The sequence below is a fragment of the Allobosea sp. RAF48 genome (assembly GCF_052114025.1).
Classification (GTDB): domain Bacteria; phylum Pseudomonadota; class Alphaproteobacteria; order Rhizobiales; family Beijerinckiaceae; genus Allobosea.
In genome coordinates, this window is sequence record NZ_JBFRDZ010000021.1 from 1 (window position 1) to 14,177 (window position 14,177).

At 67.2% G+C, this 14,177-nt stretch carries 11 protein-coding genes; 3 read left to right on the forward strand and 8 right to left on the reverse strand.

The genetic code is table 11. The features are described from left to right. The 4 genes from AB4Z10_RS26805 to tesB form a co-directional block, all read right to left on the reverse strand. The coding region (locus AB4Z10_RS26805; RefSeq protein WP_441473453.1) for a DNA translocase FtsK at window positions 1–1,547 on the reverse strand (1,547 nt) is incomplete at its 3' end. A 225-nt stretch (window positions 1,548–1,772) separates the two neighbouring features. Then, complete coding sequence (locus AB4Z10_RS26810; RefSeq protein ID WP_441473454.1) at window positions 1,773–3,251, reverse strand: ammonium transporter; 1,479 nt, start codon at window positions 3,249–3,251, stop codon at window positions 1,773–1,775. Between the two features lie 26 nt (window positions 3,252–3,277). Beyond that, window positions 3,278–3,616 (reverse strand): P-II family nitrogen regulator, encoded by a 339-nt coding sequence (locus AB4Z10_RS26815; protein ID WP_441473455.1) that lies wholly within the window; start codon window positions 3,614–3,616, stop codon window positions 3,278–3,280. Between the two features lie 237 nt (window positions 3,617–3,853). Further along, on the reverse strand, window positions 3,854–4,720 hold the full coding sequence (gene tesB, locus AB4Z10_RS26820) for an acyl-CoA thioesterase II (RefSeq protein WP_441473456.1): 867 nt from the start codon (window positions 4,718–4,720) through the stop codon (window positions 3,854–3,856). Window positions 4,721–4,840: 120 nt separating this feature from the next. Here tesB and AB4Z10_RS26825 point away from each other — a divergent pair, with 120 nt between their 5' ends. Further along, entirely contained in the window at window positions 4,841–6,088 is a 1,248-nt protein-coding gene (locus AB4Z10_RS26825; RefSeq protein ID WP_441473457.1) for a ubiquinone biosynthesis hydroxylase, read from the forward strand. A gap of 66 nt (window positions 6,089–6,154) precedes the next feature. On the opposite strand, the gene AB4Z10_RS26830 is transcribed toward AB4Z10_RS26825, so the two are convergent. Both AB4Z10_RS26830 and AB4Z10_RS26835 read right to left on the reverse strand, forming a co-directional pair. Then, the gene (locus tag AB4Z10_RS26830; protein WP_441473458.1) at window positions 6,155–6,349 is read right to left on the reverse strand and encodes a Trm112 family protein; all 195 of its coding nucleotides are present in this window, start codon (window positions 6,347–6,349) and stop codon (window positions 6,155–6,157) included. A 14-nt stretch (window positions 6,350–6,363) separates the two neighbouring features. Next, entirely contained in the window at window positions 6,364–11,121 is a 4,758-nt protein-coding gene (locus tag AB4Z10_RS26835; RefSeq protein ID WP_441473506.1) for an NAD-glutamate dehydrogenase, read from the reverse strand. A gap of 258 nt (window positions 11,122–11,379) precedes the next feature. Here AB4Z10_RS26835 and AB4Z10_RS26840 point away from each other — a divergent pair, with 258 nt between their 5' ends. Both AB4Z10_RS26840 and AB4Z10_RS26845 read left to right on the forward strand, forming a co-directional pair. After that, window positions 11,380–11,928, forward strand: coding sequence for a peroxidase-related enzyme (locus AB4Z10_RS26840; protein WP_441473507.1), 549 nt, complete (start codon window positions 11,380–11,382; stop codon window positions 11,926–11,928). Window positions 11,929–12,282: 354 nt separating this feature from the next. After that, entirely contained in the window at window positions 12,283–12,651 is a 369-nt protein-coding gene (locus tag AB4Z10_RS26845) for a DUF2794 domain-containing protein (protein WP_441473459.1), read from the forward strand. A gap of 22 nt (window positions 12,652–12,673) precedes the next feature. Here the strand turns inward: AB4Z10_RS26845 and AB4Z10_RS26850 are convergent, their stop codons facing one another. Next, entirely contained in the window at window positions 12,674–13,210 is a 537-nt protein-coding gene (locus AB4Z10_RS26850) for a GNAT family N-acetyltransferase (protein WP_441473460.1), read from the reverse strand. Window positions 13,211–13,301: 91 nt separating this feature from the next. Then, window positions 13,302–14,075, reverse strand: a complete 774-nt coding sequence (locus AB4Z10_RS26855) for a Bax inhibitor-1/YccA family protein (RefSeq protein ID WP_441473461.1) — start codon at window positions 14,073–14,075, stop codon at window positions 13,302–13,304. Window positions 14,076–14,177: the final 102 nt, after the last annotated feature.

Sequence of the window (14,177 nt, forward strand, 5' to 3'; positions counted from 1 at the left end):
GTGTTGATCGCGACGGACTTGCCCGAGCCGGTGGTGCCGGCGACGAGCAGATGCGGCATGCGGGCGAGGTCGGCGATGACCGGCTCGCCGCCGATGGTCTTGCCGAGGCAGAGCGCGAGCTTGTGCTTGGTCGCCTCGAAATCCTGGCTCGCCAGAAGCTCGCGCAGGAAGACGGTCTCGCGCTTGCTGTTGGGCAGTTCGATGCCGATGGCGTTCTTGCCCTGCACCACCGCGACGCGGGCCGAGACCGCGCTCATCGAGCGCGCGATGTCGTCGGCAAGTGAAATCACCCGCGAGCTCTTGGTGCCGGGGGCCGGCTCGAGTTCGTACAGCGTCACGACCGGGCCGGGGCGAACTTGCGTGATCTCGCCGCGCACGCCGAAATCTTCGAGCACGCCTTCGAGCAGCGTCGCGTTCTGCTCCAGTGCATCCGTCGAAACGGCATTGGCCGCGGCCTTTTTGGGCTCGGCCAGGTAGGTCAGCGGCGGCAGCTCGAAGCCTTCCCGGTCGAGGAGCGAGGGCTGCGCCTCGCGCTGCATGCGCTTGCCGGGCTTGGGCGCCGCGCGCGGCATGGCCACCCGCGGGGCGTTGAGATCGCGAAGATCCTGCGGGTCGTCATCGAGATCAAAGGGTGCGTCGATGTCATCCTGAGCCCGGCCCTTCGCGATGGCGGCACGCGCGCCCGGAAGCGGTTCGGGATCGAACTCGGGAAGGCCGCGGCGGCCCGTGGGCGTTTCGCCGAACTGCGGCTCACGCCGGACGCGGCTGCTGGTTTCGGCCGGCAGCGTGCCGGTATCGACGGCGGGCTCTGGCGGTTGCGGCAGGCGGCGCAGGATGGCGGCGCGCAGGGCCATGGCGCCGTGGGCCAGCCAGCCGATCAGGATGACGGTGATGCCGGGCTCGTCGTCGCGGCGTTCCTCGCCGTCCGACCAGCTGTCCTCCGCCTCGTCGCCGTCGAGCGCAGGATCGTCGTCGGTGACGAAGCCGAAGCCGGCGGCGGCAGTGACAGCGAGAATGGCGATGCCGGCATAGAGGAAGCCGACGAGACTGCCGACAGCGCCGCCGGCGATGCCGGCGATGTTGCGCGTGCCGAAGAGCAGGCCGTCGCCGATGACGCCGCCCATGCCGGTCGGAAGCGGCCAGCGCGGGGTCGCCGGCAGGGCGCTTGCGACGGCGGCGGTGGCGGCGACGCCGACGACCCAGAGGCCGAGCTTCAGCGCACCGCGGTCAAAGAGATGGAACCGGATCAGCCTGAGCGCCCAGATCATCGGTGGGAACAGCAATGCGATGACGCCGAGGCCGATGAGCTGCATCAGCAGATCGGCGACCATGGCGCCGGGGCGCCCGAGCCAATTGCGGACGGCGCCGCTGGTGGCATTGTTCAGGCTGGGATCATCGACCGACCAGCTCGCGAGCGCGACGGCGATCGCGACCATCAGGGCCAGCACGCCGAGCCCGGTCAGCTCCGAGGCGCGGCGCGACAGGAACTCCCGCACCGGATCGGGCAGGCGGTCCATGAGCGATTGGGAGCGGCGAATGGTGCGCATGCGGCTTCAGGTCGTGTCCGGACTGTCGGGCCGCATCATTCCGGCCATCAGCGAGAGGTTAGGAAGGCGAGGTTAAGACCCGCTTAACCTTGAAACTCGCCCACAGTCTCCTGCCGCCGGATGTCGGGAGGCCGAGGAGCCGGAGCGTGCCGAACCGGCGATAACAAGAGAAAACCCCGGCGGTTGCCCGCCGGGGTCCGGGATTCACGTGAAACCTCTCGAAGGTCACATGTTGTAGGCGCGCTCGCCGTGTTCGGCGATGTCGAGGCCCTCGCGCTCCTGGTCGGTGGTGACGCGCAGGCCGACGATCACGTCGACGATCTTGTAGAGGATCGCCGAGCCGACGCCGCTGAACACCAGCGTGAACAGCACCGCCTTGACCTGCGCCATGACGGCCGGGCCGAACTCGTAGGCGGCGACGACGAGCTCGCCGGGCTTGCTCGAATAGTCCGGGATGCCTCCGCCGCCGAGTGCGGTGTTGACCAGGATGCCGGTCGCGATCGCGCCGATGATGCCGCCGACGCAGTGGATGCCGAAGACATCGAGCGAGTCGTCATAGCCGAGCGCGTTCTTCACAGTCGTGCAGAAGACGAAGCAGACGACACCGACGACGAGTCCGAGGATGATCGAGCCCATCGGACCGGCGAAGCCAGCAGCCGGGGTGACGGCGACGAGGCCGGCGACCGCGCCAGAGACCATGCCGAGCATCGAGGGCTTGCCCTTGATCGCCCATTCGACGAAGAGCCAGCCCAGCGCGGCGGCCGCCGTGGCGACGAAGGTGTTGATCATGGCGAGCGCAGCGGTGCCGTTGGCTTCGAGGTTCGAGCCGGCGTTGAAGCCGAACCAGCCGACCCAGAGCAGCGCGGCGCCGATCAGGGTCATGGTCAGCGAGTGCGGCGCCATCAGCTCCTTGCCGTAGCCGATGCGCTTGCCCATCAGAATGCAGCCGACGAGGCCCGCGATGCCCGCGTTGATGTGGACCACCGTGCCACCGGCGAAGTCGAGCGCGCCCCACTTGAAGAGCATGCCGGCATCGGCATTGACCGCGTCGAGCGCGGACTGTGCCGCAGCCTTGCCGTCCGCGCCGGCCTCGGCGAGCGCCTTGGCGGCGTTGCCGACCGCGTCAGGGCCGCCCCAGTACCAGACCATGTGGGCCATCGGGAAATAGATGAAGGTGACCCAGAGCACGGTGAACAGCAGCAGTGCCGAGAACTTCATGCGCTCCGCGAAGGCGCCGACGATCAGCGCCGGCGTGATGCAGGCGAAGGTCATCTGGAAGCAGATATAGACGAATTCGGGGATATAGACCCCATTCGAGAAGGTCCCCGCCACAGTGGTTGCGTCGACGCCCCTCAGAAAGGCCTTCGAGAAGCCGCCGACGAAGTCGTTCAGCCCGCCGCCATTGGTGAAGGCGAGCGAATAGCCATAGGCGACCCAGAGGATGCAGACGACGCTGACGATGGCGAAGACCTGGGTCAACACCGAGAGCATGTTCTTGGAACGGACGAGACCGCCATAGAAGAGGGCGAGGCCCGGGATTGTCATGAGCAGGACGAGGATCGTCGAACTCATCATGAAGGCGACGTCGCCCTTGTTGGGAACGGGTGGTGCGGCGGCGGGGGTCTGGGCGAGTGCGACGCCGGCCGAAACCGCGGCCAGCGTGAGGCCGATCAATCCGGCCCGCAGGGAAGTCCTCAAATTCATCGTCTAAAACTCCTGGAGGGTCGGGCTCAGAGGGCGTCGGCGTCGGTCTCGCCGGTGCGGATGCGCACGGCTTTCTCGATCGAAGAAACGAAGATCTTGCCGTCGCCGATCTGGCCGGTGCGGGCAGCGGCGGTGATCGCCTCGATCACCTGCGGGACGAGCTCGTCGGAGACCGCGACCTCGATCTTGATCTTCGGCAGGAAGCTCACGGCGTATTCGGCGCCGCGGTAGATCTCCGTATGACCCTTCTGGCGGCCATAGCCCTTGACTTCGGTTACCGTCAGGCCGTGGACGCCGATGGCGGTGAGCCCGTCGCGCACCTCCTCCAGCTTGAACGGCTTGATGATCGCCATCACGATTTTCATATGCTCGGTTTCCCCGTCTGCGCCGCCCGGTCGTCAGCCCTGGCGATCTTGTTGCGCCTCGCGCGCCCTGCGGCTCGCAGTGCGTCGCAACCCGCAATTCAAGGGGCGTGCCAACCCGTTTCCGGAGCGACGAGGGCGCATCCAGAGGGTAAAAACCGAAGAAGCGGTGAGGAGAACGGCAGATGCGCCTAATAAATAGGCATAAACTCGTGCGAGAAGCAGCCGCTCAAATGCGCGTCAACCCAGATCTGGCCGAGGCCGGATAAGCCCTTCCTGCGCCACGGAGGCGACGAGCCGCCCCTGCCGGTCGAAGACGAGGCCGCGCGAGAAGCCGCGGGCACCGGAGGTCGAGGGGCTGTCCTGCGAGTAGAGGAGCCATTCGTCGGCCCGGAACGGACGATGAAACCACAATGCGTGATCGAGGCTGGCGCCCTGGATCTTCTGGTCGAAGACGGTGGTGCCATGCGCGATCAGGCTGGAATCGAGCAGCATCAAATCGGATGCGTAGGCCAGTACGCTCTGATGGAAGGCCGGTTCATCCGGAAGGGGCTCCATTGCCCGGATCCAGACATTGAACTTCGGCTCCATCTTGCCGCCAGTGCGGTAGCGCTCCAGCTCGACGGGACGAATCTCGATCGGCCGCTTGCGCTGATAATAGGCCTGCACCGCGTCCGGCATGTGCGGGAGCACACTCTTCGCCATCTCCTCCCGATCCGGCAGCTCGTCCGGCATCGGTACCTTCGGCATCGGCATCTGATGCTCGAAGCCGGGCTCGTCGACCTGGAAGGAAGTGGACATGGCGAAGATCGCCTCGCCCTTCTGGATGGCGAGCACGCGCCGCGTCGTGAAGGAGCGGCCATCCCGCAGCCGGTCGACTTCATAGACGATCGGAATCTCAGGGTCGCCAGGCAGCAGGAAATAGGCGTGCAGCGAATGCGGCTGCCGATCCTCGACCGTCTTGCAGGCGGCATAAAGCGATTGCGCGATAACCTGTCCGCCGAAGACACGCGGCCAGTTCGACTTCGGGCTGCGACCGCGGAACAGGTTGCGCTCGAGCGGTTCGAGGTCGAGGATCGCCGTCAGGGAGGCGCTGATCTGGGACATGGCGGCGGGTATCGCGGTCAGGTTGACGGAGCGGCCGGCGGCCCGCACAGGAACAGCCGGTTCGTCTCGCATCAGCACCGAGGCGTCCCGAGCCGTCAAGACGTCAGAGGGAGCAGCAGCATGGCCATCGAGCGGGATTCCGACATGCGCATCGTCATCGCGGGTGGCGGGATCGCGGGGCTGACCCTGGCGCTGGCGCTGAAGCGGGCGCTCGGGAGCGATTTCGCGATCACCCTGGCCGATCCGGCGCTGGCTGCGCCGCCGCGCGCGGACAACCGCGCCTATGCCGTCGCAGCCGGTGCCCGCGCCATGCTGGAGACGCTGGGAATCTGGGATGCCGTCGCAGGCTCTGCGCAGGCGATGACGGAGATGATCGTCTCGGACAGTCGGACGAAGGATGCGGTGCGCCCGGTCTTCCTGACCTTCGACGGTGAGGTCGAGCCCGGCCAGCCCTTCGCCCACATGGTCGAGAATGCAGCGCTGGTTGCGGAACTCAAGACGGCCTGCGAGCGCGAAGGCGTCGAGCTGCGCGCGACCGGGGTGCGCCGCTTCACGACCAAGGAAGCTGCCGTTACGGTCACCTTCGGCGACGGCGCGCACGTGCAAGCGAGCCTGCTGGTCGCTGCCGACGGCGCGCGCTCGAAGCTGCGCGATCAGGCCGGCATCGGCTGGGTCGGCTGGGGTTACGCCCAATCCGGCATCGTCGCGACGATCGGCCATGAGCGTCCGCATGGCGGCCGCGCCGTCGAGCATTTCCTGCCCTCAGGGCCCTTCGCCATCCTGCCATTGGCGGATGGCGGCCGGCTCGGCCACCGTTCCTCTATCGTCTGGACCGAGAGGACGGGAAACGTCCCGGCTCTGCTCTCGCTCGATGCGCAGGACCTGCTCGCCGAGATCGAGACGCGCTTCGGGCTCGAGCTTGGCGAGATCGCGCTCGAAAGCGCAGTAAGCGCGCATCCGCTCGGCTTCGGTGTTGCCCGGCGCTTCGTCGCCGAGCGGTTCGCGCTGCTTGGCGACGCCGCGCATCTGATCCACCCCATCGCCGGGCAAGGACTCAACCTGGGCTTGAAGGATGTCGCGGCGCTGGCCGAGACCGTTGTCGACGCGGCCCGGCTCGGGCTCGATCCCGGCTCGCTCGACGTGCTCGAAGGCTATGAGAAGGCGCGCCGCTTCGACACGGTGGCGATGGGTGCGGTTACGGACGGGTTGAACCGGCTGTTCTCGAACGACGCGACGCCGATCAGGCTGGCGCGCGACTTCGGCCTCGGGGTCGTCGACCGGCTGCCGGGCCTGAAGCGCTTCTTCATCCGCGAGGCGGCGGGCGTTGCGGGCGCGCCGCCGCGGCTGCTCCGGGGCGAGGCGTTGTAGGAAGCGCCATCGGCCCTCGTCATTCCGGGACCGGCCCTGCAGGCCGCCCCGGAATGACGGAGGAGGTCAATCCTCCAGCGGCCGGGCTTCTTCCGGCAGCATGATCGGGATGCCGTCGCGGATCGGATAGGCGAGCTTCGCCGCCCGGCTGATCAGCTCCTGCTTCGCGGCATCGTATTCGAGCGTCGCCTTGGTCAGCGGACAGACCAGGATTTCGAGCAGCTTGGGGTCAATGCGGGTGCTGTGGTCGGCTTCGGTCATTCGGTTCGTCCTGTTCAGCCGCGCTTGTGCGGCAGGTCGGCCAGCATGCCGGCTGCCACCATCAGCTTCGGCAAGGTGAGGCCGGAGCTCGCGATCGCGTTGACGGTGGAGCGGGTCCGTTCCGCCTCCTCGCCGCGCTCCGCGAGCCAGCTGTCCAGTGTGCCTTCGCCGTTTCCAGACGCGGAAGCCTCCTGGGTCAGGCTCGAATGGGCATCGTCGAGCGTTTCAAGCGCGCGCTCGCGGGCAAGGCGCTCGTAATCGTCGGTCGCGGGGACCGCTGACGCCGCCGTCTTCAGGCTCGACAGGCCGAACAGCGCGTCGATACCGAAGTGGATGCGGGCGACATCGCCGATCTTGCGCTTGCTGCGCTCGGCGATGTCGACGATGTCGGTCGCCTCCGCCAATGCCGGCAGGCTGGCGACGCGGGTCGCAAGCGCCTCCGGCACGCCTTCCGAGGTCAGCACGGCAATGCGGGCGAGACAGGCCTGCGAGGCGGCCTCGGGCAGCAGGCTGCCGAGCTCGGCCGACAATTCCTTCACGCCCTTGGCGTAGTGGGCGATCGTCTGCTCGATCGTGCCGGGCTTGGCGACCCCGCGGCGCAGGAACCAGCCCATCCGGTTGGTGACGAGCTCCTGGGCGGCGCCATAGAGGCCAAGCTGGGTCTTGCCGGGAATCCTGGCGTCGAGCACGTCGATCTCGCCGTTGAGCGCGATCAGGTCGAAGGAATCGCGGGCGATGGCGTAGGCGGCGGCGATGGCCGGCGCGTCCGAGCGGGTCAGCGCCGCCAGGACCGGCACCAGTGACGGGCCGCCGCGGTTGACGATGGCGTTGGCGAGCTGCGTCGCCACGATCTCGCGCCGCAGCTTGTGGCTGGCGATGGCGTCCGGATAGGCGTCCCGCAGCGCCTTCGGGAAGTAGCGGACGAGTTCGCTGGCGAGATAGGGATCGTCCGGCACCGAGGATTCCAGCAACGCGTCGTGCAGAGAGAGCTTGGCATAGGCCAGGAGCACGGCGAGCTCCGGCCGGGTCAGGCCTTCGCTGCGCTTCTCGCGCTCGGCGAGCTGGGCATCGCTCGGCAGGTACTCGACCGAGCGGTCGAGACGGCCGTCCTGCTCCAGTCTCTGCATCAGGAAGCGCAGGCCGGGCGTCGCCGCAGCGCCTTGCGCTTCGGTGAGCGAGAGCGCGAGCGTCTGCAGATAGTTGTTGCGCAGAACGAGGTCGCCGACCTCGTCGGTCATCGCAGCGAGCAGGGCGTTGCGCTTGTCCTCCTTGAGGCGGCCGTCCTTCACCGGGCCGGCGAGCGCGATCTTGATGTTGACCTCGACGTCGGAGGTGTTGACGCCGGCGGAGTTGTCGATGGCGTCGGTGTTGAGCTTCACGCCCTTGCGCGCGGCCTCGATGCGGCCGCGCTGCGTCACGCCGAGATTGGCGCCTTCGCCGACGACACGGGCGCGGAGATCGTTGCCGGCGACGCGAATCGCGTCATTGGCGCGGTCGCCGACCTGTGCGTCGGTCTCGTCGCTGGCGCGGATATAGGTGCCGATGCCGCCGAACCAGAGCAGATCGACGCGCGCCTTCAGGATCGCCGTCATCAGCTCGGGTGGCGAGACCTCCGCCTTGTCGAGGTCGAGCAGGGCGCGGACCTCGGCTGAAAGCGGGATGCTCTTGGCCTGACGCGAGAAGATGCCGCCGCCCTTCGAGATCAGCTTCTTGTCGTAATCCTGCCAGGAGGAACGCGGCAGGGCGAAGAGGCGCTGGCGCTCGGCGAGCGACTCGGCCGGGTCCGGGGTGGGATCGAGGAAGATGTCGCGGTGGTCGAAGGCCGCGACGAGCTTGATCGCCGGCGAGAGCAGCATGCCGTTGCCGAAGACGTCGCCCGACATGTCGCCGACGCCGGCGACGGTGAAGGGCGTGGTCTGGATGTCGATATCGACCTCGCGGAAATGGCGCTTCACCGCTTCCCAGCCGCCGCGGGCGGTGATGCCCATGCCCTTGTGGTCGTAGCCCTGCGAGCCGCCGGAGGCGAAGGCGTCGCCGAGCCAGTGGTGCTTCTCCAGCGAGATCGCATTGGCGGTGTCGGAGAAGGTCGCGGTGCCCTTGTCGGCGGCGACGACGAGATAGGGGTCGTCGCCGTCATGGCGCACCGTATCCGGCGGCGGCACGACCGTCTCACCGTCGAGATTGTCGGTGAGTTCGAGCAGGTTGCGGATGAAGATGCGGTAGCTTTCGGTGCCCTCGGCCAGCCAGGCGGCGCGGTCGGAGGCCGGCGGCAGCTGCTTCGGCACGAAGCCGCCCTTGGCGCCGACCGGCACGATCACCGCGTTCTTGACCTGCTGCGCCTTGACGAGGCCGAGCACCTCGGTGCGGAAGTCCTGCGGACGGTCGGACCAGCGCAGGCCGCCGCGCGCGACCTTGCCGAAGCGCATATGAACGCCCTCGACGCGCGGCGAATAGACGAAGATCTCGTAGAGCGGGCGCGGCAGCGGCAGCCCGTCGACCTTGGCGCAGTCGAACTTGAAGGTGATGGTCTGGCGCGGGTGGCCGTCCGGGCCGAGCTGGAAGAAATTGGTGCGCAGGGCGGCATCGACCAGATTGATCAGGCGACGCAGGATGCGATCCTCGTCGAGGCTGGTGACGGCGTCGAGCGCCTCCTCGATCTCGGCGCGCTTCTGGGCCATGCGCTGCTCGCGCTCGCCCCCCGGAACGCGCGGATCGAACTTCGCATTGAAATAGGCGATCAGGCCCGAGGCGATGTCGGGATGGCGGGTCAGCGCATCCGCGATGTAGCCCTGCGCATAGGGTGCGCCGGCCTGCCGGAGATAGCGGCCGAAGGCGCGCAACAGCGCGGCCTCGCGCCAGGCGAGGCCGGCGGCGAGGACGAGCTGGTCAAAGCGGTCGGATTCGGCGAGGCCGCGGAACTGCGCCATCAGGGCGGCCTCGATCGTCGGATCGAGATGCTCGATGTCGATCTCGCCGTCGTCGGCGCGCTCCAGCGTCATGTCGTGCAGCCAGACGCGGACATTCTCGCCGGTGCCCTGGGGCATGACGTTGTAGGTCCGCTCGTTGACGACGCGGAAGCCCATGTTCTCCAGCACCGGCACGCGGGCCGAGAGCGAGATCGGCGCGCCGCGCGAGAAGACCTTCAGGTTGGCGCGCTTGGCGTCGTCGCCCTCGCGCCGGTAGAGATTGACGGCCCGAGCGCGCTCCGGCGTCAGCTGCTGCAGCATCTCGATGTCGATCAGCGCGTCGGCCGCCGAGAAGCGCTCGCGATAGGCGGCGCCGAAGGCTTCGGCATAGCGCTCGGCGAGCGCGCGGGCGGCAGGCCCGGCCTTCTCCTGATCGAGCACGTCCTTGAGGCCGTCGCCCCAGGTGCGGACGATGGCGCTGATGCCGGCTTCGAGCGTGGCGCGGTCGATGCGCGGGGTTTTGCCCTCGTCGCGGCCGATGATGTAGTGGGTGCGCGACAGCGGCCCCTCGGGATAGGCCGGGTAGGCCGCCGAGATGCGACCGTTGTAGATCCGGGCCAGGAATTCGCCGACACGCTGGCGCACCGTGGTGTCGTAGCGGTCTTTCGGGATGAAGACGAGAATCGAGACGAAGCGATCGAACTCGTCGACGCGGGCAAGCGCGCGGATGCGCGGGCGCTCGGTGAGCTGCAGGATGTCGAGTGCGAATTGCTCCAGCGTCGGGGTATCGATCTGGAACAGCTCGTCGCGCGGATAGGCGTCGAGCACGTTCATCAGCGCGCGGCCGGAATAGCTCGCCGGATCGAAGCCGATGTTCTTGGCGACGCGCGCGACCTTCAGCCGCAGATAGGGGATGGCGCGAGCCGAGCCGGTATAGGCGTTCGAGGTCAGCAGACCGACGATGCGCAGCTCGCCGTCGAGCCGGCCATCCGGCGTGAACAGCTTGACGCCGACATAGTCGAGATGGACGCGCCGGTGGACCAGGCTCTTGACGTTGGCCTTGGTGATGATGAGCGCCTGGGGCTTGGCCAGGAAGGAGCGCACCTCCGGCGTGGTCGTCACCAGCTCGCGGCCCTTGCGCAGCACCTTGACGGAAGGGTCGCGCAGGATGCCGAGGCCGGAGCCCTCGATCGGATCGGCCGCGACGTCGCCGCCGGGGAAGCGATAGGCGCGGATGCCGAGCAGGGTGAAGTTGTCCCCGGCGATCCATTCGAGGAACTGCAGTGCCTCGGCGATCTCGTCCTCAGGCAGCGGTGGCGGGTTGGCACGATAGGCCTGGATCACCTCGGTGATGCGGCCCCGCATCGCGGCCCAGTCGTCGACCGCCAGGGCGACGTCGGCATAGACATGCTCCAGGCCGGCGCGGAGCTTCTCACGCGCCGCGGGCGTGTCGATGCGCGGGACATGGATGTGCAGCAGGCTTTCACGCCGCGTGCCTTCCGGCGCACGGCCGGTGGCTTCGCCGGCGAGCGAGACGAACTTGCCCTTCGCGTCACGTGCCACGGCCAGAATCGGATGGGCGACCAGGCGGGGTTCGTAACCCCGATCCTGCAGTTCGGCGAGCGTCGAATCGAGCAGGAACGGTTTGTTGTCGTTGACGACTTCCAGGATGGTGACCTGGCGCTTGCGGTCACCCTCGCCGAACTCGTCGTCGCGGAAACGCAGGTTGATCGTCTCGGGCTTGCGGGGCTCTGCTAGGTGCTCGTAGGCAGCGGCCGCGGTGTGGGCCAGCATTTCCGGCGGCAGGGCCTCAAGATCCTCGGCGACCGAACGACCGTAGAGCAGGCGGGGGAATTCGGCCGGCATCGCGCTCTTCAGGCCCGTGGCCGCGGCTTCGATGGCTGCGATCGCTCCGGCGGTCGCGTTCGTCACCCGTTTGCCCATGTGTCACCCCAGTTGTTTTGCAGCAGCGATGGCATAGGCTGCTCAGGCTTTCAACTTTGCCTTGCCTGAAAAAGCGGCAAAATTGCCGCACAGGATCTAACAGGATGCACCATGGCGACGAAGCATGACAAACCAAAGGTAGGCGAAGAGCCGGTACGGCAGGATGCGCCGCCACGAGTGATGGCACTGGAGCTCAAGCCGGGAAAGCTCTCGCCCGAGAATGACGCCTATTTCGAGAAATGCCGGGAGAAGCTCGGCTTCGTGCCGAACGTGCTGAGCTCCTACGCCCATGACGACGCCAAGCTCTCGGCCTTTGCCGCGTTCTATAACGACCTGATGCTCGCGCCCTCCGGCCTATCCAAGCTGGAGCGCGAGATGATTGCGGTCGCGGTGTCGAGCGTGAACCGCTGCTACTACTGCCTCACTGCGCATGGCGCCGCGGTGCGCCAGCTCTCCGGCGATCCGGTGCTGGGCGAAATCTTGGTGATGAACTACCGGGCGGCGGAGCTGTCGGTGCGTCACCGCGCGATGCTCGACTTCGCTGTGAAGCTGACCGAAACGCCGCATCTCATCGGAGAAGATGACCGGGAAACCCTGCGCAGGGCCGGGTTCGGCGAACGCGACATCTGGGACATCGGCGCAGTCGCGTCCTTCTACAACATGTCGAATCGCATGGCCTCGGCCGTCGATATGCGGCCCAATGCCGAGTATCACACCCAGGCGCGCTAGCTTGCTTTTCTGGTCGTTGCGGCCTTGTGAAGCGGCGCGCCACCCCCAAAAAGAAAACGGCCGGCGCAATGCCAGCCGCTAGTTGGCCCCGACTCGGTGGCCCGGCTCCACCGGAACTCCGGGGGGCTGGGGGGCTGACAAACCGGCGTTCAGCGAAACCGGGCCGTCGAGGCAACGAGGGGAGTTGAGCGGCGCAACTTGGCGCTCGCTTGACGCGTTCGCGGCGAAAATGCGGCATTTGCGACGAATGCTTACCCAGTGCCCGACCCCGGATGAGCGCGATCTCTTGCCAGCGCAGCAGTGCGGGCGCATCATCTCCCGGTCACTTCGAGAGGCTCCGCTCAGGGAGGCGCCATGAGCGAAAGCGAAACGCCGCAATCGCAATCGGCCGGCGCGGTCGTCCATTTTCCGTCGCCGGCCCGGCCGGCGACCGTGACCTTCGACCGGCGCGAACTCAACGAATTGCTCAATCTCTACGGCCGCATGGTCGCGGCCGGCGAGTGGCGCGACTACGCCATCGATTTCCTGAAGGACAAGGCGCAGTTCTCGGTGTTCCGGCGCTCCTCGGAGATGCCGATCTACCGAATCGTTAAGGATCCGGCGCTCGCCCGCCGGCAGGGCGCCTATTCGGTCGTCGCTGCGACCGGGCTGATTCTCAAGCGCGGCTCGGAACTGTCCCGCGTCCTCAAGGTGCTCGACCGCAAGCTCAGCATCGTGAACTGAGTCCCGATAGAGCTGTCGCGCCTCAGAAGGGCGGCGGCGAGCGGTCGCCTTCGCCCAGCTCTTTCTGCATCAGCATCTGATCGAGCCAGCGGCCGTGCTTGAAGCCGACCTTCTCGGCCACCCCGATCAGGCGGAAGCCCGCCTTCTCGTGCAGGCGGCGTGAGCCGACCGAGGCGCCGGTGCCGTCCCCGATGACCGCGATCATCTGGCGGAAGCCGTGTTCGGTGCAGGCCTTCATCAGCGCATCGAGGAGCAGGCCGCCGACGCCAAGCCCCTGCGCGGTGGGGGCGATGTAGATCGAGTTCTCGACCGTGGCGCGATAGGCGGGGCGCGGTCGGTAGGCGCCGGCATAGGCATAGCCCAGCACCTCGCCCTCGCGCTCGGCGACGAGATAGGGATAGCCGCCTGCCAGGATGGTCTCGAAGCGCCGCAGCATCTCCGCTTCCCCCGGGGGATTCAGCTCCCAGGACGCCGTCCCATGCAGGACGGCATGGGTGTAGATCGCGGCGATGGCGGGGATATCGGCGGGAGTGGCCGGGCGGATCGCAGGCTTCGTCATCGCTGCAGAATGAGCAATGCCCGTGCCAAAAGAAAAGCCCCGGCCGTGAGGCCGGGGCTCGCTCCGGGCATGACGCCCGATGAAGGTCGGCTCAGCGGCGGTCGCCGAGCAGGCTGATCAGCATCTGGAACATGTTGATGAAGTTCAGGTAGAGCGACAGCGCGCCGTTCACCGAGAGCTTCGCAGCCGATTCCGGATCCAGATCCGAAGAGAGATACATCTCCTTCAGGCGCTGGGTGTCCCAGGCGGTCAGGCCGGCGAAGATCAGCACGCCGATCACCGAGATGCCGAAGGACAGCGCGCTCGACGCCAGGAACAGGTTCACCACCGAAGCGATGATCAGCCCGATCAGGCCCATGATCAGGAAGGAGCCCATTCCCGAGAGCGACTTCTTCGTCGTGTAGCCGGCGAGGCTCAGCGCGCCGAAGGCAGCGGCCGTGATGAAGAACACGCGCGTCACCGAGGCGCCGGTGAAGACGACGAGGATCGACGACATCGAGACGCCCATCACCGCCGCGAAGGCGAAGAACATGGCGCGCGCCGAAGAGGCGCTCATGTTTTCGGCCTTGAACGAGAAGAGCATGATGAAGGCGAGCGGGGCCAGCATCACGACCCATTTCAGCGGGCTGAGATAGATCGCCTGGCCGAGCGCGGTCAGACCGGTGATCTTGCCGTCGGGCGTGAAGCCGGCGATCGCCAGCATCGAGATGCCGAGCGCGGCGAGGCCGGTGATGCCGAGGCCGATCGCCATGTTGTTGTAGACGCCGAGCATGAACGAGCGCAGGCCCTGATCCATCTCGACGGCGCTGGTCTGCTGTGCGCGGCCGGCACCCCAGACTGGAGCATTGCGGTCGAAGTTGCTCATTAAGAGAGTTTCCCCTGACGTAGTTTCGGACGACGGATGGCAAGCGGGCGCCAGCCGTCCTCGCACACGATCGGCGCGATGGGAGGAATATGAGGGGCTTTG

What these genes read in the sequence shown, in the direction of transcription:
- AB4Z10_RS26810 (WP_441473454.1), bottom strand. Translation starts at nt 3,251, where the DNA reads ATGAATTTGAGGACTTCCCTGCGGGCCGGATTGATCGGCCTCACGCTG.
- AB4Z10_RS26815 (WP_441473455.1), bottom strand. Translation starts at nt 3,616, where the DNA reads ATGAAAATCGTGATGGCGATCATCAAGCCGTTCAAGCTGGAGGAGGTG.
- tesB (WP_441473456.1), bottom strand. Translation starts at nt 4,720, where the DNA reads ATGTCCCAGATCAGCGCCTCCCTGACGGCGATCCTCGACCTCGAACCG.
- AB4Z10_RS26825 (WP_441473457.1), top strand. Translation starts at nt 4,841, where the DNA reads ATGGCCATCGAGCGGGATTCCGACATGCGCATCGTCATCGCGGGTGGC.
- AB4Z10_RS26830 (WP_441473458.1), bottom strand. Translation starts at nt 6,349, where the DNA reads ATGACCGAAGCCGACCACAGCACCCGCATTGACCCCAAGCTGCTCGAA.
- AB4Z10_RS26835 (WP_441473506.1), bottom strand. Translation starts at nt 11,121, where the DNA reads ATGCCGGCCGAATTCCCCCGCCTGCTCTACGGTCGTTCGGTCGCCGAG.
- AB4Z10_RS26840 (WP_441473507.1), top strand. Translation starts at nt 11,380, where the DNA reads ATGGCACTGGAGCTCAAGCCGGGAAAGCTCTCGCCCGAGAATGACGCC.
- AB4Z10_RS26845 (WP_441473459.1), top strand. Translation starts at nt 12,283, where the DNA reads ATGAGCGAAAGCGAAACGCCGCAATCGCAATCGGCCGGCGCGGTCGTC.
- AB4Z10_RS26850 (WP_441473460.1), bottom strand. Translation starts at nt 13,210, where the DNA reads ATGACGAAGCCTGCGATCCGCCCGGCCACTCCCGCCGATATCCCCGCC.
- AB4Z10_RS26855 (WP_441473461.1), bottom strand. Translation starts at nt 14,075, where the DNA reads ATGAGCAACTTCGACCGCAATGCTCCAGTCTGGGGTGCCGGCCGCGCA.